We start from the raw sequence: 24,677 nt of genomic DNA, 5'->3' as shown, positions 1-24,677 counted from the left end.
AAATACCTTCGCCATTCTCCCGTGAAATCCAGGCCGGTAATTCGTGTCGCGAGGACATTCGCATACGCATGGCCAGGTTCGTAGATCTGAGTACAGATCTTCGGCCAATACGAGTCGTAGTTACCGATGGCAGATACGTGTGGGCAGGATGGCAACCGAAGCCCCGACGCCACGAGAAAATTTTCGACGTACCACGTCGAATATTCCCATCTATCGACCAGTGGTGGGAGTTGAGTAGCCTTCACCACGACGGCGATGCAGAGTATCAAAGGAAGTATACAGAGGATCCATGTCTGTATTCTCATCGGGGTGGGAACGGAACGGCGGTACTGGTTCAATCTTCGTTTCAAATCCATGATTTTCAATTCGCCACAGGGTGTGACGGTGCCCAACTGGCGTGGCAACACCCCTCCGGGTCGGTCTGAATCTCGACAACGGTTTTCCCGTCCGGACTGCTTCGCCGGTATGAGGTATATTAGTTGTGCAGTGTGAAAGAATTCACCTGCCGTTCGTCCCCATCGACGGTTGATTTGGCGCTGAAATTTTCATCTATGTCCCCTCGGCCTTACATGATCAAAGGACATCGTTGTTCGTGCAGTGTAACTGTTGTAATGGGTGACTCGCCACGTGTATTCACAAGTATACTGCCCCGAACCGCTGCTTGCCACTGATGACGACGTCGATACATTCCGCGAGTGTATTAGGATGGACGGGAGTGTTATATCGCCAGGGAACGAGTAGTCAATTCAAGAGGAGGTACTATATGATGCAGGCTATCAGTTGGTTCCCGTGTACAACGAGGTTCGGGTGGTCGATTCATGAGTGACGATGGGTACGACTCGTCAACTGGACAGGATACCGGTGATCCGCGAGACAGTGACAGTACGAATATACCCGTGGGGGATGTCCGAACGAGGAAACCTTCTTGGAAGCGAAAGCTTGTCGGTCAAAACCGCTCGTTCGGACGGCCCGCATTCACCCTCTTCGTTCTCGGACTGATACTGGTCGTTGGAGGGATAGGACTGCCAGATGGACGACCGGTTTTACTTGCATTAGGCGGCACTGGTATGTTCTCCGGTACGCTTCTGTACTATCTCTCAACCGAACCGCTACTACCAGCACAGGTCTGCACTGATACGAATTCGGTGTTCTCTCGGAACGAACGCTTGCTCGTACAAGAACTCGATTTTCAGGACATCCGAATATACGTGCCGAATCTTACGGAATCGACTGACGGACATTCGACCGTCCGTCTGTTCGTTCCCTCGTCGTCCGATTACGTCCTTCCCACGAAATCATCGACGGAAACGCTATTCATGAATTCCCCGTCGCCAAATCGAGGTGGCATAGCGTTGTACCCCAGTGGCACGATGCTCTTTCGACGGTTTCAAAAAATCAGTACGAAAAAATCCGTCACGTCGCCGAAATTCCTCGTAGAGCAGGTGATGGAGGCTGTCACGGACCAATTTCAACTTGCACGTACTGCCACAGGAACCGTCGATACTGCGGGAAGACGCGTCACGGTCGAAATCGGTGGGAGTCGTCTTGGACGGGTCGATACATTTGACCACCCGACATCTTCGTTCATCGCGGTTGCGTTCGCGGAAGCTATACAAAAACCGATACGTGTCAATGTCGAGCAATCGGAAGTGTCGGAGAGTCATACATTGTTGTTCGATTTCGTTGAACCGGAAAGAAAGCCGACGAGCGGTCGATACGAAGGATGACTCGACAGCAACACATCGTTTATGTCCAAACAACGTGGATGGTACTAGTGATCCTTGTGCTGTCTGTCTTTCACTTGCTGTCGCTACATACGTTCTTCATCATCTCGTTGATCGGGTTCCTTACACTCCTTGAGGTAACCGCCCCCGTTGGTATTCAACCGCCTTGGCGTACTCGCCTTCGCCTCGTGGCTCTTCTCGGCTTCTGTATCTTCGTTTTCCTGGTTATCCAAACGACGATCGGACATCTGTAAGACTGTCCGTTTTGATGGCAGTTGTGTCTGTCAAGAGAGTGGATCGCCATGTAAGCTCATGATATACCGACGTTCGATACGTAAACAATCAGTACGACTATTGAACGGTGGTTCGTATCGACTCATGGGGTTGATAACCGGATGAAGATTGCATTCATCTACGACGCGGTGTACCCATGGGAAGTCGGCGGAGCGCAGAAGCGGGTGTGGGAAATCGCAAAACGATTGGCCGATTCACACGACATCCACATGTTCGGGATGAAGTACTGGGATGGGCCGTCTACTATCGAACGCGAAGGGGTGACGCTCCACGGGGTCTGTGAACCGATCGAACTTTACACGGGGGAGCGAAGATCGATCACGCAAGCGGTTCGGTTCGCAGCGTCCGTTGCCAAACCGCTGTTCACCGAGAGGTTCGACGTAGTCGACTGCCAAGAATTTCCGTACTTCCCGATACTCGTCGCGAAATCAAACGAATGGGTAACTGAAACAGCCACAGTCGTCACGTGGTACGAGGTATGGGGCGATTACTGGTACGAGTATCTCGGATGGAAGGGCGGGTTCGGGAAAGCAATCGAGCTATTGACCGCACGGTTGCCTCTTCGAATGATTACCGTTTCTGAGAAAATCAAGCGAGATTTAACGGAAATTGGCCGTAGCCCGGATATCATCAACGTCGTCCCCGACGGAATCGATTTCGATAAAATCCAGTCGATCCCTTCGGCAGACCAGTCGTTCGATGTAGTATATGCTGGTCGGTTGCTACCCCACAAAAACGTCGATAAACTCATTCAGGCGGTCGATACGTTGAATCGGAGCGGTAGTGTGACGTGTGCGATAATCGGAGATGGACCGCAAAAAGAGGAGCTGGTTCGCTTGGTAACGGAGCTACAACTCCAAGAAAAGGTAGAATTTTTCGGGTTCTTCGAAAAGTACGATGATGTCGTAGCACAGATGAAATCCGCACGCGTCCTCGTGTTACCGTCCGTACGGGAGGGAGCAGGCCTCGTTACCTTAGAAGCAAACGCGTGTGGTCTCCCCGCGATAACCGTTCAGCACCGCAACAACGCTGCGACAGAAGTCGTCGTCGATGGGCTCAACGGATTCATCTGTCAACCGTCGATTACCGATCTGGCCCGGAAAATCCGTACCGCTCTCGAACAGGCCGCAGATATGGAGAAGGATTGTTTTGAGTTTTCGAAATCGTACGATTGGGACGAGATCGCGACGATGACGGAATCAGTATATAAGTCAATAATTTGATATAGATGTAACTTGCGGATAGATATTTGCTGAACGATTTTGGCTATTTTTCGTGTCCGGGCAGGAACGGTGAGTTGCCATCGTCTGGCCGACAACCTTCGTACCTAAGTGCCCACCCGTTTAATGGCACGAGACCCGAGAGCAACGGCAGATAACATGGATATCAGCCACTGTTTTCAAGGATAGCAGTCGATAACGAACGCTATCGATAATCGTTCCGAAGAAACAGGGTCGGTAATGGGGGGGATGAATCCATACTCGCTCTAAATTACAAAATACGTAGCAGTTGTTCAGGTCTATGAGTATGATAGAAACACGAGTTCCGTGGGGGAAACCATATATCGGTCGGACCGAACGAGAACAGCTCTTGGAGGCGATAGATACGACATGGATATCACAGGGACCAAAGGTAGAGCAATTCGAATCGACGGTCGCCGAATATGTCGGGTCCCGGTACGCCGTCGCGGTGAATTCGGGTACTGCTGCCCTCGACGTTGCTCTCAAAGCGATCGGAGTCGAACCCGGAGACGAAGTCATCATCCCAGCCATGACGTACATTGCGACCGCAAATGCGGTGCAATACCAACACGCAACACCAATTCTCGCAGATATCGAACCCGAGACGTATAATATCGACCCGGAGGCTGTGAAAGAGAAGGTGACGAATAAAACGGTTGCAATCTTGGCGATGGACTACGGTGGACAATGTGCGGATTACGATGCGTTGAGCGAAATCGCGGACGAGCATGATCTGTATCTCGTTGCGGATGCAGCGGAGTCCCTCAGCGCAAAACAGCATGGCGTCCGTGCGGGATCCCTCGCAGACATCAGTATCACGAGCTTCCATGCTGCGAAACTGATCACGTCTGCCGAGGGGGGGATGGTATTCACCGACGACGAGGAGTTGTACCGTCGAGCGAATATTATCAGAAATCAAGGCGAGGACCCCGATGAGAAGTATCGCCACGTGCTGTTGGGTCACAACTACCGAATGACTGATCTTCACGCCGCGATTGGGCTCGCTCAGTTCGATCGAATCGATGAGATCACAGAAAAACGGTCGGAGTTAGCGAACCGATATACGAACGCGCTACAGGAACGTTCCGATATCGTTGGACTCCCGAGTGTCGCATCGAAGAACGACCATGCATGGTTCCTCTATCCCATCATCCTTAGCAATCGAGACGAGGTGAAAGCGCAACTGGAAGCCGACGGTATCAGCACGCGAATCACGTGGCCGGATCCGGTTCATCAGCAACCACTGTATCGAGATTCGTTCATGGGTGAGCAGTATCCGGTCGCGGAGTGGCTCTCTCAGGGCGTTCTGAGCCTCCCAATGTTCTATGAGATGACGGAGACGGAGCAATCACGCGTCATCAGCTCACTCAAGAATGCAATCGATAATCACGTGGAGCAATCATATGTCATGGTCTGAGAAAACCGTCGCAGTAACGGGGGGTGCAGGTTTTCTCGGAAGCCATCTCTGCGAGGCGCTGATCGAACGGGGTGCGAACGTACTCGTGTTCGATAACTCTACCACTGGAATGTTCGATAACCTCGATCTGATTCGGAGGGATATCGAGATCGTTGACTGTGACGTTCGGGATCGGGAGAGTATCGCCGACCTCGGCAATGCGGATATCGTCTTTCATTTAGCGGCGGTTGCGAACCCGAGAACGTGTAAGGATAATTTCGACCTCGCCTTCGACGTCAATGTCACTGGAACGAAAAATATACTCGAAACGTGCCGGCGGAACGGTTGTGACCGGATCGTATTCACTTCGACAGCCTCGGTGTATGGGGACCCCGAGTACGTTCCGATCAACGAGTCACATCCACGACATGGTTATGATCCATATGCTGTCACGAAGAAGATAGGGGAAGACCTCTGTCGAAACTACTACGAAAACTATCGTCTTCCGGTCACTATCGTTCGAAACTTCAACCTCTTCGGACCGAAACAGGAAAGGGGATATCTGATTCCGACTCTGATCGCACAAGCCCTCGACGAAGGAAAAATAGAAATCTGGAACGGTAAGTCTTCGAGGGACTTTATGTACGTCACAAACGGTGTTGCGGCACTGTTAGAAGCTTCGACCTGTGACGGGCTCCTCGGTGACGTCGTGAACGTCGGGAGCGGCGACGAGGTTTCGGCCGGAACGCTGGCTAATCAGATCTCCCAACGATTCGGTAACGTCCCGGTCGAAGATCTTCGGAAGGACACAGTAGGAAGTCGTCGCCTCATCTGTGACAATCAGAAACTGCAGAAAGAAACCGGGTGGAAGGTCGAGGTTCCCTTCGAGCACGGACTTGAAATGACGATAGAGTGGTTCGAAGAGCGTCAACTCCGGTCCTATACATAGACCGAAATAATTCGCACCGATATTTGTGATTCGTGCGATCAGAACGGACGACGATACCGGTGAATGTTCTTGTGATCGATTCTGTAAGCATCCATCAGTTGTGGATCTGAGTTGGCTCACGACTGAACGGGAGTCGGTGGGAAGCGGTTCGGGTCGATCGTGAATCGGACCGCGAGAGGAACCCGGTTTAGTACCCTTGCGAGGGCAAGCAAGAGATATCAACCATTCGTTTCCCACTAGTGAAAACAGAACCAATGGACGACTCGATAGACCGAAGTGAACGAATCGAGCAGATCGAGCGAGGTCTCGACCTGCTCTTCACGACAGAAATCGCGAAGAACGTTCTCGATAGCGTGGACGTCCAAGCGTTGTACGATGGCGCAGGGTACGACGCCGCCGTGGATTACGAACAGCTCGCCGAAACGTTTGGCCGAACGCTCGGACGGGGCCTCGGAAAGCAACTCCTCGATCGCTTCGGCGACGATCACATGGTGGTTCGCTTTGCTGGGAGTACGGTCGCGGGACGACTAAGCGCGATAGCTGTGCGAGAACTTCTCCACCAGACGGAGCCGGAAGAGGTGATGACGTGGATTTCCGCCGTCGCAGACGACGGTTCTCTCAGCGTTGGGGGTGACATAGCGATCCCGATCGACGTGATAGAAGAAAGCGACGAAGATTGAATTTCCCGAGCACATTTTCTATTGCACTCCTGCCGATTGTATATTGCAAACGGAGACGATACGGGCAAAAGTATGATTAGTAATCATGGTGCTACCTAACTATGGTCAATGCGACCATCGACGTAATCGATCGTGGCGAACTGCAATGTGACCTGAACTACTTGATCGAGGGAAACACACTCGGATCGCATTCGAATCCGAATCCAGACACTGAGTATGCCGCAATTCCAGTGTTCAACCTCGTTATCGACCATCCAGAGGGGACTATTCTCTGGGACACCGGAAACCATGAGGACGCACTCGACGGCCATTGGCCCGAAGGATTGAAGGAGGCGTTCTATCCACACGATGCTTCCGAGCATACTCTCGCGGGTGACCTCGAAGATGCAGGATGGAGTCTTGATGATATCGACTACGTGTTCCAGAGTCACCTTCATCTCGACCATGCGGGTGGCCTCCACCACTTCGACGGGACCGATACACCCGTGTTCGTCCACGAAGAAGAGATGAAGTTCGCCTACTACTCGGCAAAAACCGACGAGGGAAGTGCGGCGTACATCCTCGAGGATTTCGATCACGACCTGAACTGGCAACTCCTTCATGGGGATCGAGAGACACATTTCGAGGACGTGGACTTCGTCCGTCTGCCGGGGCATACGCCGGGGTTGACCGGAACAGTCGTTCACCTCGACGACGAGGGCACCGTCGCGTTCGCGGGCGACGAGATTTACCAAACGGAGAACTATGAAGACGAAACACCGTTGGGGGCAGGGTTGTTGTGGAGCCACCGCCACTGGTTCCGAAGCCTTCAGACGCTGAAAGAAATCGAGCGTGAACACGACGCGGAAATCGTCTACGGCCACGATCCTGACCAGTACGAAGCGATTCAATCGGGGTGGGGGTAGATGGGATACGAACGTTCAGTATCCGCACCGTCCCACGAACTCTCCCCGGAGACCGTGTGGCACATTCAGATGCCACAGATACGGTTCGGACTGGATGCGACCGAAGAACTCGCGTTTCAACTCCGCGATCTGGGTGTCGATGAAAACGCCAGCGGTCTCATCATTACGGACGAAGGACTCGTCGATGCCGGACACGTCGAGCGTGTTTCGTCTCACTTGATCGACGCGGGTCTAAACGTCGATATCTACGATGAGTCGGAGCGTGAACCCTCGATCGAGGCGATCGAGGATTGTGTTTCGTTCGTTCGGTCCCGAACGGGAGACTCCGGGTACGACTATTACGTCGGACTCGGCGGTGGCAGTTGTATGGACACCGCGAAGGCCACACGAACCATCGTTGCCAACGGGGGGAGTCCGCTCGACTATGTCGCTGAACCGACTGGGCAAGGAAAATCCATCACCGAGTCAGGCCCGCCGCTTGTCCTCATGCCGACGACCGCAGGAACAGGGGCCGAAATATCGCCGGTGGCTATCCTTTCCGTCGAAGAAAAGAACATCAAGGAAGGCATTTCGAGCAATCATATCCGGGCTGACGCGGCCATCCTCGACCCGACGTTGACGACGACGCTTCCACCGGAGTTGACGGCGAACACTGCGATGGATGCACTCGGGCACGCGATCGAGGGGTTTACCACTCACGAGTATGATTCCCTCTTGCGGCCAGCCGACCCCGAAATGCGCCCGGTCTATGCTGGCCGGACACCGCTTACCGAGATGTTTTCGGAGAAGGCCATCGACCTGCTGTCGAGCAACGTTCGCACGGCTGTTCACAACGGCGACGACCTCGAAGCTCGTTCGAACATGCTCCAAGGGGCGTTATTTGGTGCCATTGCTGGGCTCACGGCTGGTGCGTCGCTCTGCCACGCGATGGCCTACCCGGTTGGAAACCGCTATCACAGTTTCCACGGGGAGACTATCGCCGTTCTCACACCAGCGAGCAGCATCGATTACAACTCGGCGAGTGATCCCGAGCGGTTCGCACGCCTCGCGGAATTGTTCGGCGTAGAGACGACCGGGAAAACCGATCACGAAGCGGCTGAAGCACTGAAGGCACAGTATATCCAGCTCCAGCGAGATCTTAACGTCCTTCCGAGTGGTCTCACCGAACTAGCAGGAATAACGGAAGACGACGTGGACTGGTTGGCCGAACAGACCGTCCAAACCCAAGAACGGCTTCTACGGTGTAATCCGCGGCCGGTAACCGAAGAAGATGTCCATGACATATTCGTGGACGCACTTCACAACTGGACCGAGTAACGATATCGGATTGCCATCCTCGGATTTGAACAGTTTGACCATTCACCGTTTCGCCCTCCAACTGATGACGGAGGTGAACATGAAATAACATAGCTCCTCGTTCCTTCGCTATACCGTGAATCTACATTTCCAGTAAGTATGGTGGCTGGTAGAGCGCTTCCCGAGAGCGAGACTAGTAGCTTTATATAACGGAACTCGTCCCGGATAGTATTTTACGGAGTTGGTCAAACGGAACGCGGATTGAACTACGTTATGATCTCTCTGTGACGTACTTTAGGACAGAAATCAGTCATTATATGATAGATGGTGTGAATAATCTGAAACTAGCCAATCAGCATCAACGAAGATCGAACCCGATCGATTGGATTGACGTCGGAAGTGGAAGACGACCTCACTTGGAGGACTAATGAGTACTATTCTCCCTCTATCGCTCTCAACAGAGAAACGAGATATATTTTCATATAGAGAGCAAAGTCTTTGTACAAGGTCATTGAATTTTCCTTCACCAATGGGGTTCCTACACCAGTTGCGAGATGCCTTCAGTCAAGACAGCCCTACTCAACAGACGGAACGAGAAATGCGAACGACCGGAGACATTTTCGAGTGTGAAGAATGCGGTACGACGTTTATCTCGAAACCAACTCACTGTACACAGTGTAACGAAAGCGAATTTCAGAATCACGGTAGTCTGTAAACCGTCTCGCCCCGCCTATCACGGCTAACGCCGGTTGCTCCTTGAGAGGGATGTCTCCTGTTTTACGGCGTGTTTTGGGGACACGGCGGTGTCAAGAAGGAGTGGGGTCTCTACAGACCGTACGTCGGAGAATTCCACTTTTATATCTTCGCACCCCCGAGAAAGAACGATTTACGATATATCTGCCACGTACAGCACTGGTACGAATACTCACGTACCTGTCGTGGTCCGTCTGATTCGGTTACAGACGTTTTCGCTCCATCGTCGTATTTCTCCGGGTCTGGGTCGATGAAATCACCTCTCACCCTCCGTGGTACGCCTCCGACTCACGTGGGTTGGAGCAATTCTGTTCGACCGTTTGGTATGACCTCTCCTACAATGGGCTGTAACACCCGTTCATAACGGGAACCACGTTAGCGTTCGCCAATGAGTTCCCGAATCAGACGGGCGGAAAGCGATGCTACCGTTGCCTTGGTTCGGTATCGGTCCCATCGTTCAGTAATGTTTCCTTTAGTAATTGCAGCGACCGTATAACTAACTTATTCTATGTTTGACAAAGGTTGCAATGGCAGAAAAACACGAAGGCGGTAGCGAAAAGACAACTCAAAAACGTCGTTCATTTCTACGTCACGCTGGCTTAGCAGCTGTTGCAACACCGGCCGCACTGGCTACACAAGGCACTAGCCAGGCGGCGATACGGGACACTCACACTATCCGTGAGGGTACACCTGATGAAACTGATGTGTATCTCACGGATATGCAGAACGAAGGACCCACAGCGGTCGTTGTTGGGGGGTTTCATGGGATCGAAGAAGCGGGCTACCAAGCCGCAGAGGACGTAAAAACATGGTCGATTGACCAGGGAACTCTTATCACGATTCCACGAGCAAACCCCGTCGCGATTCGACGAGATACATACTCGAACGATAACGGAAATCTCAACCGCAAATTCCCTCCCGGTGAAGAGCCGACGACACCACTTGCGCGTGCAATCTGGGACGTTATCACATCATACGACCCAGATGTCGTGCTCGATCTCCACAGCTCGAAGGGAATTTACAACGAGGACGTCGGTCCTGAGGGAGTTGGGCAGGCGATCTATCCGACGACGGCGTCGGGTGCTGGAGAAGACGCAGTGATGACGACCCGGTACATGAACCGCTATCATTTCGACGGTTCACTCGAAGACTACTATCGCTTCAGACGCGGCAACACCATCGATGGTGACCGACCGTTACTCATCCATAAGGTCGATGCTGACCTCAACCAACCCGGATTTATCGTCGAAACAACGCGCTATGGGACCGATCTCGAAACACGACGCAATTGGACACTCAACATCGTACACCATCTGCTTCGCAGGCATGGAATAAATCGAACGTACGAAAACTAACAGGGTTTACTGCCTTTCGTCTCCGTCCGCGTTCTCGTGTCACTGTTCGGATCGTAGGGGACGTCTACGGAGGAGAGGGGATGTGGCAGCAATTGGTACGGATCAGGAGTGATGGCGCCAGATCCGGGGACTCATTCGGGGAATGGTTCGTGAGTATCGTGCCACAAGGAATCATGTTTCCGGGTATCGTATCTGCGGTGTGGTGATGGTATTAAAACAACTGATTCATGAAGACCACGTATTTTTCGACGGGAGCCGTGATTCGTCTCGAGAGTCCATTTCGAACTACCTCCGTACCGTTCGATATCAGGTGAACAATCACGTCCGAATATTCCAACGAAATACACGGGTACAATGTCCTCACTAACCTGAATACGATAGAAATGATCAGCCACCTTACTGAATAGAACCGGTGGTACGAACGAATTGATTTCTCACCACTTCGCACCGATTGAAAGGAGAATGCAAACTTAGTATAGATGTTCGATAAACGTACAAATCGAGGTGGTTCCTACTTCGGCAATTCCAATCATTTTGGCACATTACGTGGATTTATAATGACGCATTCCTAACTTATAGGTATGAAACGAAGGGAGGTTGCAGTACTCTTTTGTTGTTGCCTTCTAGTCTGTTCTTCTACCATTCCCCTCGTTCAAGCTCTCTTTACCAGCACAACTAAATCAACCAGTAACTCGATATCTGCTGGGACGCTTGATGGGTCACTTAGTGAAATTGGGCCCGCTACGCAAGGAAGCACTACGAATGAGAACAATCAGGATGCGGTGTCTGCTACCTGGCGTGATCTTGAGCATTCGTTGTTACTCGCACCCCCGGTCCAAAATACACTACAAATACGAAATACCCGGTCCTCACTTTCGGCCGAACACGTTGGCCTTACGATCTCTTATTCGGAAAGTGATGGCTTATTTGGTTTGTCCGGGAACAGTCAAGCTACAGCGCGGTCAGTACGAATTATTCAGTGCACGTATGGTGGGACCTCGCTTCTCGGATCTGTTATTAAAGACGAAAATGGAAACGGAAACTATGATATTGACGATCTTACTCGTGGTCAAACACAACAAAACCTACTCTCTCTGCCCGGTATTAATGCCGGGAATGAGAAATCCCTAACAATAACGTTCCGGGGGCAATCACTCGGTGTTCTACGAGCTGGTGATGGAATCTCATTCACGATTCGCGTCACCGTTGCTACTCGTTCGTTCATCAATACGGATCGTGCTACGAACAACGTAGTACGGTACGTTTTATAGCCCGTTTCAACTCCCGTAACGGCTCTTGTGACCCCATTGTCGGCGACGGACACATCGGTCGGAGTCTCAGTCGTGTTCACGTGGTTCGTATGCCGTTTCGAAGAAGGAAACTTCGAGTGCCATCGTTCGCCTGAATAGCCGCTCTATGCGTCGCTGACGGCGGAGTGATGCTGCTTTCCCTTCCCGATCGAGTTCATTTCGGAGCCACATGACGAAGGCCCTGAACTCCTCGTTCACGTGGAGGTCGATCCACTCGGCGAGATAGAACCGTGACTGTGAATCATACTCGACCGTAGTAGCCCATTCCAAATAGGTCCACTCGGCGGGGAGAAGAACCGCGAGTGTCTCGGCGTAGCCGTTTTCTCTCGCGGCCCGCAGTAGAAGGTCTTCGAAGGCCTGTGTTGTCGGTGTCAAATCAGGGTCGGTGTATTCAGCTTTCGTGACGTCCAATGCCTCGAAAGAGCGTTCGAAGTAATCGTTCTCCTCGGCGGTGAGTGTCCCGAGAAAGTCGACGAGTCGTGATTTCGATTCCATGGTCGGTGCGTTCCCGACAGCGTATCCAAAGACCCCGACGAGTGTCTCGACGAACGCGTAATCCTGCACGAGATACCGTCGAAAGACTTCATCGTCGAGATCTCCGGTTCCAAGTTCGTGCGTAAAACGATGGGCCGTTGCATTCGACCATTCCGGTTCCGAACGTTCACGAAGCCAGTCTGTGAATCGGTGTTTCTCACCTCCCTCGGCATACTCTTCGAAGGTCTCGGAATCGCCCACGACGTCGGTATCATACCGAGTCATACCGACCATTCCTCCTGTCGCCATGCAGCGTCCCAGAAACGGTACTCGTAGCGTCCCGATGTTCGAAACAGGTACCGAAAGCGGTCGCGCTCGTCCTCGTTTTTGCCCTCAGCTACCTCGTCCATCAACTCCTTACACCATGTCGTGAGTTCCGTGAACTCTTCGCCTGCGTACATCTCAATCCATCCAGCGTACCGGTCATCGTCCGGCAATCCTCCCTCCGCGAGCCGCTTTCCTGTCTCGTTGAAGCCCCACATACAGGGGAGAAGTGCAGCCACGAGATCGCCGAACGTCCCCGTCGTCGCGATGCGCACAAGGAAGTCGGTGTACGCCCTCGTAGTGGGTGATGGTTCAGTAGCCTCCAAATCGCTTTCAGTGATGCCGAACTCGGCCGCGTACTCGCGGTGCAAGGCCATCTCCGTGTTGATCGTTGAATCGAGAAGCTCAGCAAAGGTCCCCATGCGCTCGAGGTCGGGCGCCATCGTCGCACCGTGCGCGAAGACTCGTGCATAGTCAATCAAATAGATATAGTCTTGTCTGACCCAATACCTGAATAGCTCTTCGTCAAGGGTACCGGACCCTAACTCCTCGACTATCGGATGCGCTACGATGGCATCCCAGATAGGTTCAGCCACTGGTTCGAGATCGCTACTGAAGCTCATAGCTGAACGTGTGGGTTCCATCCCAATATAACTTGATACTACCATCGGGTAATACCACGTTCGAAATCGATCGTCGTTTTGACTAAGGTACCTATCCAAATGACGCCATCAATAGGGGGATTTTGCACCGACAAAGCTGATTTAAGACGGAAGAATCATTCGCAGACGAGAACCACTGACGCCGACTTCTCGCACACCACCTCCGCTTTTGCGGTGGTTGCAGTCGTTCTCGCCCATGCTATGCTGATGTCCCGCCTGTCTCAAAACTAGCCCGATCGCAAATCTCCCGTGTAGTAAACCGCTATATCTCTTCGAAATCCACCTCATACTTATTCGGGGTTCCACTGTCACGCGTTCTAACCAATCCCGCCCAATGACGAAGCTTGATACGGTCGAGTATCTGTCGAGCCGTCGCCAGGGCTGCTAGCCCAGGGAAATCCGTCTCGAGACATCCATAAATGTACGACGAGAATAGTTTGTCATGTGTTTTCTTTCGTTGATGTAAGTGCGTTTGCCGCTCTTGCGTTAGTTCATCCAGTTGCTGCTGTATAGTGGTCAACCGGTCACTCCGCTCTGCAAACGGGTACTCGCATCGCTCCACTGCGGCCAACTCATCTCCGATTTCGCTGAGTGACCTGCGCAGTTCCTGTAGTTGCTGTCGCTCTTCCGATAACACTCCGAGTGATCGCCGTCGAGTTTTGATAGCCGCTTCACTTTCAGTTCGGAGTTGATCCCATAGGAGATGTGACCACGTTGCTGACCCACCTGCTAGCCCTGTTGCTATCTCCGGTCCAAACTCGTTTTTGATACTCTCGTGGACGTTCTCTTCACCGTATTCGTCTGCCCAATGGTCAACTGCAAGAATGGTATCTCGATAGGCCATTAGTACTGCCTTTTGCACTGATCCGCCGTCAGTTTGGTACGGTCGTGGTGAAATTTCGTCGAACTTGTCGAGAAAGTCTTGAAATGCGTTGATTTCCGCTTTGCATTGAGATTCTTCTTTGCTCGTCAGTCTCTCCGCTTTCGGCAAGGAAGTGTAATCGACTAGTTGGTATCCGTTCTGTCCCATTGCTATAAATTGCCATGACGAGATCGATTATTAGGCTTTATTCCAATGTATTAATATAGATTATATTCCTTACCCGCATTTATGTATTTAAACTAGTAGGAATATGGTATTTATCCGCGACTTTCATATAAACTGGTGAAAATCGGATTCAATGTCACTTGAGTGCCGATTGAATCATTATCGTGGAGTGTGATAGCAACCCAATGACAACGCACCCTCCATCGAATCAAATCACAATCGAGAATATCGTGGCCACGTCTGCAATTGAGCAGGAACTCGACGTTGCACGGCTCGGCGACGACCTACCGAGTGGGACATACGATGCCGAGCAGTTCCCCGGTGTGATTTGCCGACTACCGATTACCTCGGCTACGATGTTGTTGTACCGTACCGGAACGATAACCTGTACCGGTGCTAATAGTATCCATGATATAGAAAAGGGATATGAAGAGTTATTCACACAGCTTCGAAACCTTGGAATTTCAGTACCAGAAGAGCCATCGATTTCGATCGAAAATATGGTTTCGAGTGCGGATCTCGAAACGTCACTCAATCTCAACGCACTTGCCATTGGGTTAGGAATCGAGGATATCGAATATGAGCCAGAACAATTTCCAGGACTCATCTATCGTCTCGATGAACTACCCCTCGTCATTCTGATTCTCAACAGCGGAAAACTCGTCATCACTGGTGCGAAGACGGAAACCGAGGCACAAACCGGAGTTTCACACGCCAAATCTCGACTTTCAGAACTCGGGTTTCTGGATAATTAATCCGATACATATTCGGAGTTCGCTCTCTCTTCTGAAGACCACGGATAACGACGCGTCTATACTATCGTTCGAAGCGGGTTGTGTCCCTCTCGATAATCGTGAACGGTTTGTTGTTCTCCGCTGGATTACCGGTTAGGGTAGACCAACTTCTTCAGTCCCTTCCCAGCCTCCATTTGCTCGAATGCCGTTTCAAGCCCCTCGAGGGCAAACTCGTCGGTGACGAGTGTATCGACATCGATTCGGCCGCTTTCGAGCAGCGCCACCGCCCGTGAGAACGTGTTCGGCGTGAGCGAGTAGCTTCCGACGACCTCGCGCTCTTCGAAGAACAGATCGAAGGGCGAGAGTTCGACCATCGAATCTTCAGGGGGAACACCGAAGACGAGCGTTCGACCACCCGGCCCCGTGAGGTCAAGCGCCTGTGTGATGGTCTCGGGGAATCCGACGGCTTCGATGGCAACGTCGACGGTACCAACGAGGTCCGGAATGACGGCCGTTGGATCCTCGTCGCTCGGATCCACCACGTGATCGGCCCCGACTTCGAGGCCAATTTCCCGTCGCTCAGCAACTGGTTCGGAGAGAACGATGGTTCCTGCGCCACTCGTCCGCAACGCCTGGACGAGTAACTGGCCGATGAAACCGCCACCGACAACGACGACAGTTTCTCCGCTCGTCAGGTCGACTTGATCGATACCGTTGATGACGCATCCGAGCGGTTCAGCGAACGAAGCGGTCCGGTAATCGAGATCGCCGATACGCTCGACGTTTCCGATGGGTACGGTCGCGTACTCCGCAAACGCCCCGTCAATGATATTCTTGGCGGCGCCACCGATGGAGGTGAGGTCGTGACAAAGGTTTTCCCGACCGGATTTGCACGCCCGGCACTCGTTGCAGGGGACTGAAGGGTTGATCGCCACCCGATCTCCCACTCGAAAGTCATCGACATTGTCGCCGACTGCGGCGACCTCGCCGGCACTTTCGTGACCCGGTACCAGTGGGTAGTCGATCGTGAGCGATCCGCTGTACATGTGCAAATCCGTTGTACAGACGCCACAGGCGTTGATCTCGACGAGAAGTTCGTGTGGGGCAGGTTCCGGTCGCTCCGTGTCGTTGATCTTCACCGTATGCGTGTCGGTTAGCAGGGCGGTCTTCATCATCTTATATCAACGGATGCCATCGCAAAGAGGATGATGGAATTATATGCTACAGGATGCCGTCCTCGCGCCGCTTTCGCTTCGGAAGTATCGAAAAGAGCGGTAGATCTCGGTTGTGGTCCTTTCCAGCTCGTGACTCTGTTAGATCGTCGGGTACGGTTGACACCCACAGATCCGTGAGGTGTCTCGACATTTCCCTTTCCATGGGAGTATAGACGTCGGAAGGTGGTAACAGATTGGCCGATGGTGTGAAATCTGAATACTGTATCTGCATACTAGATACATATACATACGATTCGGCAGTGGTAGACGAAAATAGACTAACCGAAACGAATGCAAAGGACTACAAATACGGTTCCGACGTGCAGCGTGCGTTGATGATGTTCACGGTTGGACGAGAATATGGTTCCATTTTGTGTATGGGCTACCATTATAGACACTGACCTCCTCTACTAGAATGATCTGAGATGGCCGCAGCAGCACCCCATCCGGACATGCAAGCGATCCTCGACGCACGGAAAACACAAGGCGTTCCGCGATTCAGTTCGCTCTCTATCGACGGGGCACGCCACCTTCTTGCAGAGCTCTGGACCTCATCCGAGGACCCCGAGCCTGTTGGGACAGTGTGCGATTTCACAATCGAAGGGCCCGCCGATGGTGTTCCAATCAGGATTTATACGCCAGAAGGCTCCGCCCCGTTTCCCATCCTTGTGTACTTCCATGGCGGTGGCTGGGTTATGGGAAGCATCGATACTGACGACAGTATCTGTCGAGCGCTCGTGAATGCGGCCGAATGTGCGGTCGTTTCAATCGGTTATCGTCAGCCACCTGAACACCCGTTCCCTGCACCTGTCGAAGACTGCTATGCTGCGACGAAATGGATCGCAAATAATCCACGGGTCGCCCACGGTGATTCCGCCCGCATTGCGATCTATGGAGAGAGTGCAGGTGGTAATCTAGCAGCCGCAGTTGCACAACTCGCCCGTGATCGTGACGGCCCGATACTAGCTCACCAGGTGCTAGTCACACCTATCGTTGATCACGCGTTCCACTCCCCGTCGTTCGACTTGGATCCTGAACAAGTCGTAATCACACAAGCGGATCTGAAATGGGTTTGGAACCACTATCTTGAGAATGACTTAGATGGTAACAACCCGTACGCATCGCCGCTGCGAGCGCGAAGTCTCCATAATCTTCCCCCCACAACGGTAATCACCTGTGGCTTCGATGTATTACGAGATCAAGGGATTACCTACGCTGAACGTCTCGAAGAATCTGATATCGAGGTTATCCACCGTCACTACGACGATTTGATTCACGGGTTCATCGGTATGCTTGATGATCCCGAATTACGTCAAGCACGAGACGCCATTGCTGAAATCGGACGGGATCTACAGGGTTCATTCGGCGTATAACTCATTCTCACGTGGGTTACGTCCAGTACGGTTAATTGGCGGATTCAACTAGACGGATATCAACCCCGGCAAGGGTCGAGGGGGCGATGGTGACTGACGACTCGCTTACGTTTCCGACCATATCATGAGTCGCTAACAATGCTTTCGCCTGATCGAGAGATTCGACTTCGACCACGAGGCCGACGAATCCGTCGTTCGACTGCGAGACGAGCCGAATACCCAGTCCATCGTCGAAGCGCCATCGGTTTGGGGTTGATTCAGCAACGGGCCAAAGGAGATCACTCCACCGGTCTCGAGCCGCATCAGTATGCTTTGTACCAATCACGATCTCACGAAGGCCGACTACTCCCAGTGGGCCGCCGTTACGAGTATCGAATTTACGTCGTGCCTCCTCGCGCTCGAAGTTCTCAGCGAACGCAGGGTCGTAATCCACTAAAAACGTCATTCCATGGGGAAACACTCGATCAAGAACGGCACTGACATCGCTATCGCTTGTCCGCGCGAGAAATCGGTTTGGGAGAAATTTCGTTGACGCAAAAAATATTTTCTGCCATAGATTTCCACCGAGAAGCCCGCCGACATAGAGACTGTCCCAGAGGTGTTCGGGATTGCCGTTTTCGTTTCGGCGAATGTATGGGACTACTGAACTATGAGGGATACCACGTCGCTGTAGCACACGCTGGCTCTCCATGAGTGTTGGTGCGTTCGGTTCGAATGCGATGCCGTAGAGACGGGTGTTTGGTCGTCGTTCAATAGACTTACCGAATCGAACGAGTTCGAGATCGACGTTTCCGAGCGAGACGCCAACACTGGTGAACGCTGAATGAGTCGAAAGTGGCCACGGCGACGGTAATCCGAAGACCTCGGTGAGTGTTGAGAAAAGCGGTTCTAGGTGTTCAACACGGATGAGAATATGGTCGATACCGGAGATCACCGCGTCAGTCATGCAAGTGGACTCATCACAGGGTGATTAAATATGTTCATCGGTGTGCGAAGTCGTGACCGTTCTCCCGATGCCGAAGTCTCCAACAGAGCTACGGGAACCTGCAAACCACCAGTACGCGATCTCCATGACGGAACCGACGAACCGGTAGCCGACATATGCCTCCATAACGTTGGTCACTTCACACTCTGCAGGCGTGTGACCTCCGAGAGCACCCCGTCGAGCCTTTCCTGTTGGACGCTGGAATGATGTTTCTCGACTGTGCGACTGTTCGGACCCCTATTGCTATGGTCTCCGAGATGTCGTTCGATATCTGGATTAGCGTTCTCCAAGTGCTAGCCGAAGCCGTTTTACCCGTGATCTACCTGACATCGTCACATGGGTGAATTAAATGCGCATCACTTTGGTGTGACTGTGACGGACCTTGACCGCGCTGTGGAATTTTATCGTGATGTCCTCAACCTGAGTGTTCTTGACCGGTTTACCGTTTCCGGAACGTCGTTCTCGACAGCGGTTGCCGTTGACGGTGCAACTGGACGATTTGCGCATTTGAGCGCCGGGACTGCGCGAGTCGAACTGATCGAATACGAGCCAACAGGAGAAAAGCGGGGAGAAAGTGCGATCAATGAGCCCGGAGCAAAACATCTTGGTCTGGAAGTCGATGACATCGACACGTTTTTCGAGACGCTTCCGAGGAACGTGGAATCGCTAAGTAAACCACAGACGACGGAAAGCGGATCACGGATCTTGTTCCTCCGGGATCCCGATGGAAACCTCATCGAACTTATCGAAACGTAACCATTCCCGCCGGATTGCCACGAATATAGAGTGTGGAGATGTCCGACCTATCTTGTGTCAGTTCCCCACTCCTTTCTTTCCTTGACAAATCTATTTATTATAAATAGCAGACAGTAGGCCTCAACCTTTTTTAAAATCGCTCGATTATCGCTACGTGTATCGTACGATAGACTACCGCGGGTATCACCAAACCAGACCATGTCCATACAGCGCCATTCCCCGGACGGTGAAGCAAGTCCGTGTTCGGACGATAAACGCTATGCGGTCGCTGTCACCACGAAAGCCGAAGGAATGGACATCGTCCTGCACGGGTTGCAACGACAGCGAGCAGAACGAATCGCGGCTCGGGAAAACAGTATCCGAGACGTAAACACGAACGTCCAACTCGTGCCGGAGGAAGACCTGGAACAACGTGAAGTACAACTGAAACACCCCGTTAACGATTGATCGCGACGATACATCGTCCTATCCGAGTGCTCGGCTAAGCACTCTTGCCATTTTTTGGTCAATTTTCGCACGGCAGTATTACGAGACCGATGAGGCTGACCGCGAGTGAACGTTCGGAGAAACCGTTCGGTCAGCCTATTCATCGAGTATCGCCAGCGCCTCACGTTCGTTACGTGGGGCTGGGTAATCTGTCCGAGCTGAGCGTAACTAATCGTTCACGGATACGCTTGTATCTCGAACTCGAATTTCGACATCTCGACGAGACGGCAGGTCGAACGGTTTGCTCCGTTGCGACCGCGTGAACGGTTTTCGGGGCGTGCTTGTGGTGGACCAACTTTGCTTCGGTAGAATACGATTGGTTGTGGAGTAGCGAAATATCCCACCTATCGACGATCTGTGTCGGAACGGTTTCACGATGGCGTCCGTACCGATACGCCGATAGATCGACGAATAGGGTGAATGTAAGCGGATACCGGATTACGCCACTCTCTTCTCGTCAATGACGATATCACGTTGTCGCAGCTCCTCGATGAACTGTTTGGGGTCCAGAGCTTGCTCGGGTGGCTTTGCTCCCGTTTCGAGCGCTTCTCCACGGCCGACTAGTTCCGCCGCAATACCCATCGGTACGCCCGTCCAGACGGCGGTGGCTTTCAGTCCCCAACCGTCGAGCCGTGATTCTACGACGACGGAATACTGATAATGAGTATCCTCGCCGTCTTTCTCGCCAGTGACGTCCACTCGGAACGACTTCCACTCTTCGACTGCGCCAGGTTTCGGTTGTTGGTCGAGGTGCCAGTCGAGGAATTCACGGGGTGTGAACGTAGTGTCCTTGAATTCGATTTCCTCCTCGCTCGTGAGATTCAGCCCGATGAGTACGTCACAGATGTTCACTAAGTCGGGCGAGAACGCGACGCGGAAATCGACGGTGTCGACCCCGTCGAACGTGTATGGCATCGTTGCTAGCTCCGAGTGGATACTGTGAAACCCTTCTACCTCCCCGACAGGGTCCGGCATCGTGTACGTCTCCCGACCGGAGAGGGGATCGAGTTCCTTGAACTCACCGTCCTCGAAGACGACTGGGTTCATCGTAAGCTCGTCTAAAATCGTCTTCGCTGAATACGCGAATCCGTCGCCGCCCCCCTTTGCGCCGGTTCGAATGTGAATCGCGTCCACACGGTCGAGACGACTCGCACCCATTGCGGTTGCGACGTTCGTCAATCCCGGACTCGCTCCGATCCCGAGAACTGCAGTGAGCTCCGCATCGTCGAACGCATCGTCGAGTTCGAGTTGTTCCTGTGTCTTATGATAGAGTCCACCGAGATCGAGGTAGTGCGCCTCCGCTTCGAGACACGCCTCCATCACATCGATGTTAAATGCATACGGGAGCGCGTTCGCGACGACATCCGAATCGGTCAAGACATCGACGAGGTGGTCGTGATCAGTCACATCGACCTGCACGGTCTCGACTGTTCCCGGAAGGTCCGTAGCGAGCCTCTCCGCAGTGTCGATATCCGCGTCTGCGATGGTTAATTCGACGTCATCGTTCCCTGCAAGTTCACGGGATGTCGCACGACCCATCGCCCCACAACCACCGAGTGTTACGATTTTCATGTCAGTAATCCTTATAATTTATCATGACTGCTTTCGTTTGCGTCATCGCTTCCAAGTGCCATTTACTTCCATACCGACCACCAGAACCGCTACTTCCGTATCCGCCGAACGGAAGCAGCCGTTCCCAGTAGTTGTTGGTTTCATTGATGAACACGCCGCCTGCTTTCAACCGATTCGCAGCATCGTGAGCACGTTCGAGGGAATCAGTGAAGATCGCGGCTTGAAGACCGTACGGTGAACGGTTAGCGACTTCGATCGCTTCTTCGTAGTCATCGACGCGGATTACCGGTGAAACCGGTCCGAACGTCTCCTCTGTAGCGATATCCATCTGTTCGTTTACGCTATCCAACACCGCAGGGGTGTAAAACAGACCGTCGGTATCCCCACCGGCCAGGAGCTGGGCTCCTTGATTTACCGCATCATCGACGTGATCTATGACCTTCTGCTGGATCCGTTTGCTCACCATCGGTCCCACATCAGTTCCTTCCTCGAAGGGGTCGCCCAGGGTAAGGGCCTCGGTCTTCTCTACTACGGCTTCGACCAATGCATCGTGGACGCCATCGGTCGTGATGACACGCTCGGTCCCGCAACAAACCTGCCCCGCATTCCAGTTACTCCCCATCACGATGCTTTCGGCGGCATGATCCACGTCAGCGTCGTCGAGAACGATGATCGGGTCCTTTCCACCCATCTCCAACAGACACTGTGCATTTCGCTCAGCGGCCGTTTTGGCGATCTGTCGTCCGACTTCGGTACTACCGGTAAACGCGATCAGTCGAATGTCTTGATGGCCGACCAACTCCGCACCGGTTTCGCCTGCTCCCGTGATGAGATTGAATGCACCGTCGGGAAGGCTCGACTGGTCGAACGCTTCCGCGATATGGTACGCCGTGAGTGGCGTCTCCTCGGCAGGTTTGAACACGACCGGATTCGCGGTGGCGATGGCCGAATATATGCTTCCACCGGGGACTTCGAGGGGAAAGTTCCAGGGGCTGATGACCGCACACGGACCGTATGGCTCGCGCTGGGTATATGCAAACCGCCCTCTGAACTCCGATGGAACGACGTCGCCGAACAACCGGATCGCATCGTGACCGTAGTCGTCGCTCGATTCGATGACGTATTCGGTCTCCTCGTATGATTCGTGGAGTGGTTTCCCCTCCTCGCGCGTGATGAGTTCGGCGATCTCGTCTTCGTGTTCCTCGAAGTAATCGGTCACCTCGTCGAGCACTGCCGCACGTTCGAACGCGGTCATCTCCTCGAGTTCGCGTTGTGCCCGGCGGGCGGCCTCGACTGCCGTTCGTACGTCCCGTGCGGATGCAGCAGGAACGGTATCGATGACCTCTCCTGTGACTGGTGAGTCGACGTCGATGCCCTCGTCGGACTCGGAGTCGGTCCAATCTCCATCGATGTATAACTGTCTCATGCGTGAGTCACTCTATCAAATGGCTACCCAACCCAAAAATCTTTCCGGGACTGGGGGACAAACTCGGAAAAACTTCGGCAGATGAATCGAATTGTCGAACCGATTATTTCGGGACGAACTTTCTATCCCTTCGAAACCCCTGATGGTACGGCTGCGCCTTCCAAACACCGATCAAAGCGTGGGGTCGTCGAGCGCGAGGTGGACGGACTTGCTCTGTGTGTATTCCGTGAGCGCCTCCTTCCCGCACTCACGCCCGATACCGGATTGTTTGAAGCCTCCGAACGGAGTTCCCGGGACGGTACCGAAGTACTGATTTACCCAGATGCTCCCTGCCGCGATGTCCGCGGCCGCCCGATGTGCACGTGAGGCGTTCCGTGTGAAGACGCCAGCGGTGAGACCATAGGTCACGTCGTTTGCTATCTCGATGGCTTCCTCGTATGTCGAGAACTCCAGAACGAACTGTACCGGGCCAAACACTTCTTCCTGTGCGATCCTCATCTCGGGGTCCACGTCATCGAAAACCGTCGGTTCGAAATAATAGCCATCGTCGAGTTCAGTGTCGTCCGGACGGCTGCCTCCGGTGAGGATCGTCGCTCCTTCTTTTTCGCCGAGTTCGACGTACTGTTCTACCTTATCCCGATGTGTCGAATAGCAGAGTGGTCCTTGATTCGCGTCCTGTAAGGGATCGCCGATCGTCCGATCTTCGACAGCGTCGAGGTAGTAGTCGAGAAACTCGTCTTTTATTCCTTGGTGCACGAGGAGACGGGTCCCTGAGTCGCACGACTGTCCATTGTTGTAAAGCCCCGCAACAGCTGCTGTCTGTGCGGCTGCTTCCACATCAGCGTCGGGAAACACGACGAAGGGGTTTTTTCCACCTAATTCCAGCGTAACTGGTGTGACGTCGTCCGAAGCTGCCCGCATGACTTCCTGACCGACCGGTACTGAGCCTGTAAACGATACTTTTCGAATATCGTCGTGGCTTGCGACGGACGCACCTGCTTCGTCACCGAAGCCAGGGACGACGTTCAACACGCCGTCGGGAAGAATGCCCTGTGCGAGCTGGGCCGCGCGGATTACTGCGAGCGGTGCTTGTTCTGCCGGTTTTGTCACGGACGTATTCCCCGTCGCGAGGGCTGCACCGACCTTCCAGCCCATCAAGAGTATCGGGTAGTTCCATGGAAGGATTTGACCGGTCACGCCATAGGATTCTCGATTGACATACGCAAACGAGTCATCCCCGACAGGTGGCACTGACCCTTCTTCTCCGACGGCCGCTGAAGCATAGTACTCGAAGAAGTCGAGCCCCGTCTCGATGTCCGCTCGTGCGGCCGAAAGCGGTTTTCCGACCTCGAGCGTTTCGAGGAGTGCGAGCTCATCGAGATTGTCACGAAGCGCCGCCGTCCATTCTCTGATAGCATCCCCACGCTTCAGCGGTGTCATGTCGCCCCACCCTTCCGCATACGCCGTAGTGGCGGCTGCCACTGCGGCATCTACATCTGCGTCCCGACCACGTGCGACGTCCGCGATCGGTGCCCCTACTGCAGGGTCGGTCGGTCGAAAGGTCTCTTCGGCAGCCGATTGATGGGTCTCGCCGCCGATAACGATGCCGAACGTTACGCCGTCGGTTGCATTTTCGATTGCCGATTCGTGATTTGCTTTGAGCGTGTCGGTGTATTCTTCCATTGGGATTCTAACCTCCTCCTCGATGATCGTTCCAGTA

General features: G+C 53.2%; 20 protein-coding genes. 12 read left to right on the top strand and 8 right to left on the bottom strand.

The window, feature by feature from the left end; genetic code table 11:
• Positions 1–818 precede the first annotated feature (818 nt).
• The 8 genes from OOF89_RS22265 to OOF89_RS22230 all read left to right on the top strand — a co-directional run bounded on the left by OOF89_RS22265 (position 819) and on the right by OOF89_RS22230 (position 10,593).
• Positions 819–1,727 carry a hypothetical protein gene (locus tag OOF89_RS22265; protein ID WP_266082173.1) on the top strand — a complete coding sequence of 303 codons (909 nt, stop codon included), beginning with the start codon at positions 819–821 and terminating at the stop codon, positions 1,725–1,727.
• A 392-nt stretch (positions 1,728–2,119) separates the two neighbouring features.
• Entirely contained in the window at positions 2,120–3,241 is a 1,122-nt protein-coding gene (locus OOF89_RS22260; protein ID WP_266082171.1) for a glycosyltransferase family 4 protein, read from the top strand.
• Positions 3,242–3,545: 304 nt separating this feature from the next.
• Positions 3,546–4,676, top strand: a complete 1,131-nt coding sequence (locus tag OOF89_RS22255) for a DegT/DnrJ/EryC1/StrS family aminotransferase (protein WP_266082169.1) — start codon at positions 3,546–3,548, stop codon at positions 4,674–4,676.
• Positions 4,663–5,604, top strand: coding sequence for an NAD-dependent epimerase/dehydratase family protein (locus OOF89_RS22250; RefSeq protein WP_266082167.1), 942 nt, complete (start codon positions 4,663–4,665; stop codon positions 5,602–5,604). The genes OOF89_RS22255 and OOF89_RS22250 overlap by 14 nt, the downstream gene beginning before the upstream one ends.
• A gap of 254 nt (positions 5,605–5,858) precedes the next feature.
• Positions 5,859–6,284, top strand: coding sequence for a hypothetical protein (locus OOF89_RS22245; protein WP_266082165.1), 426 nt, complete (start codon positions 5,859–5,861; stop codon positions 6,282–6,284).
• A 101-nt stretch (positions 6,285–6,385) separates the two neighbouring features.
• Positions 6,386–7,189: an N-acyl homoserine lactonase family protein gene (locus tag OOF89_RS22240; RefSeq protein WP_266082163.1), complete on the top strand. Its 804-nt coding sequence runs from the start codon at positions 6,386–6,388 to the stop codon at positions 7,187–7,189.
• The gene (locus OOF89_RS22235; protein WP_266082161.1) at positions 7,190–8,506 is read left to right on the top strand and encodes a hydroxyacid-oxoacid transhydrogenase; all 1,317 of its coding nucleotides are present in this window, start codon (positions 7,190–7,192) and stop codon (positions 8,504–8,506) included. It begins immediately after the preceding gene.
• 1,259 nt (positions 8,507–9,765) lie between these two features.
• Positions 9,766–10,593: a M14 family metallopeptidase gene (locus OOF89_RS22230; RefSeq protein WP_266082159.1), complete on the top strand. Its 828-nt coding sequence runs from the start codon at positions 9,766–9,768 to the stop codon at positions 10,591–10,593.
• 1,337 nt (positions 10,594–11,930) lie between these two features.
• On the opposite strand, the gene OOF89_RS22225 is transcribed toward OOF89_RS22230, so the two are convergent.
• From OOF89_RS22225 to OOF89_RS22215, 3 genes are all read right to left on the bottom strand, one after another.
• Positions 11,931–12,662, bottom strand: a complete 732-nt coding sequence (locus OOF89_RS22225) for a TenA family protein (RefSeq protein ID WP_266082157.1) — start codon at positions 12,660–12,662, stop codon at positions 11,931–11,933.
• Complete coding sequence (gene tenA, locus OOF89_RS22220; RefSeq protein WP_266082154.1) at positions 12,659–13,324, bottom strand: thiaminase II; 666 nt, start codon at positions 13,322–13,324, stop codon at positions 12,659–12,661. The genes OOF89_RS22225 and tenA overlap by 4 nt, the downstream gene beginning before the upstream one ends.
• 301 nt (positions 13,325–13,625) lie before the next feature.
• Positions 13,626–14,393 (bottom strand): DUF7260 family protein, encoded by a 768-nt coding sequence (locus OOF89_RS22215; RefSeq protein WP_266082152.1) that lies wholly within the window; start codon positions 14,391–14,393, stop codon positions 13,626–13,628.
• Between the two features lie 203 nt (positions 14,394–14,596).
• Between OOF89_RS22215 and OOF89_RS22210 the strand changes: the two genes are divergently transcribed.
• Entirely contained in the window at positions 14,597–15,166 is a 570-nt protein-coding gene (locus OOF89_RS22210) for a TATA-box-binding protein (protein ID WP_266082150.1), read from the top strand.
• Positions 15,167–15,291: 125 nt separating this feature from the next.
• On the opposite strand, the gene OOF89_RS22205 is transcribed toward OOF89_RS22210, so the two are convergent.
• Positions 15,292–16,317: a zinc-dependent alcohol dehydrogenase family protein gene (locus tag OOF89_RS22205; RefSeq protein ID WP_266082817.1), complete on the bottom strand. Its 1,026-nt coding sequence runs from the start codon at positions 16,315–16,317 to the stop codon at positions 15,292–15,294.
• 467 nt (positions 16,318–16,784) lie between these two features.
• Here OOF89_RS22205 and OOF89_RS22200 point away from each other — a divergent pair, with 467 nt between their 5' ends.
• A complete protein-coding gene (locus OOF89_RS22200; protein WP_266082148.1) occupies positions 16,785–17,732 on the top strand; it encodes an alpha/beta hydrolase in 948 nt (315 codons plus the stop codon).
• A 31-nt stretch (positions 17,733–17,763) separates the two neighbouring features.
• Here OOF89_RS22200 and OOF89_RS22195 read toward each other — a convergent pair whose 3' ends face one another.
• Positions 17,764–18,678, bottom strand: coding sequence for a hypothetical protein (locus OOF89_RS22195; RefSeq protein ID WP_266082145.1), 915 nt, complete (start codon positions 18,676–18,678; stop codon positions 17,764–17,766).
• Positions 18,679–19,053: 375 nt separating this feature from the next.
• Here OOF89_RS22195 and OOF89_RS22190 point away from each other — a divergent pair, with 375 nt between their 5' ends.
• Positions 19,054–19,473 (top strand): VOC family protein, encoded by a 420-nt coding sequence (locus OOF89_RS22190; RefSeq protein WP_266082143.1) that lies wholly within the window; start codon positions 19,054–19,056, stop codon positions 19,471–19,473.
• Positions 19,474–19,671: 198 nt separating this feature from the next.
• Positions 19,672–19,920: a hypothetical protein gene (locus OOF89_RS22185; protein ID WP_266082141.1), complete on the top strand. Its 249-nt coding sequence runs from the start codon at positions 19,672–19,674 to the stop codon at positions 19,918–19,920.
• Between the two features lie 477 nt (positions 19,921–20,397).
• Here OOF89_RS22185 and OOF89_RS22180 read toward each other — a convergent pair whose 3' ends face one another.
• From OOF89_RS22180 to OOF89_RS22170, 3 genes are all read right to left on the bottom strand, one after another.
• A complete protein-coding gene (locus tag OOF89_RS22180; RefSeq protein WP_266082139.1) occupies positions 20,398–21,531 on the bottom strand; it encodes a saccharopine dehydrogenase family protein in 1,134 nt (377 codons plus the stop codon).
• 1 nt (position 21,532) lies between these two features.
• Entirely contained in the window at positions 21,533–22,957 is a 1,425-nt protein-coding gene (locus OOF89_RS22175; RefSeq protein WP_266082137.1) for an aldehyde dehydrogenase family protein, read from the bottom strand.
• A 171-nt stretch (positions 22,958–23,128) separates the two neighbouring features.
• Positions 23,129–24,640 (bottom strand): aldehyde dehydrogenase family protein, encoded by a 1,512-nt coding sequence (locus OOF89_RS22170; protein WP_266082135.1) that lies wholly within the window; start codon positions 24,638–24,640, stop codon positions 23,129–23,131.
• Positions 24,641–24,677 lie beyond the last annotated feature (37 nt).

The organism is Haladaptatus caseinilyticus (assembly GCF_026248685.1).
Classification (GTDB): Archaea; Halobacteriota; Halobacteria; order Halobacteriales; family Haladaptataceae; genus Haladaptatus; species Haladaptatus caseinilyticus.
The sequence above is the reverse complement of the archived record's forward strand: the minus strand, read 5'-3'. Positions and strand labels throughout refer to the sequence as shown.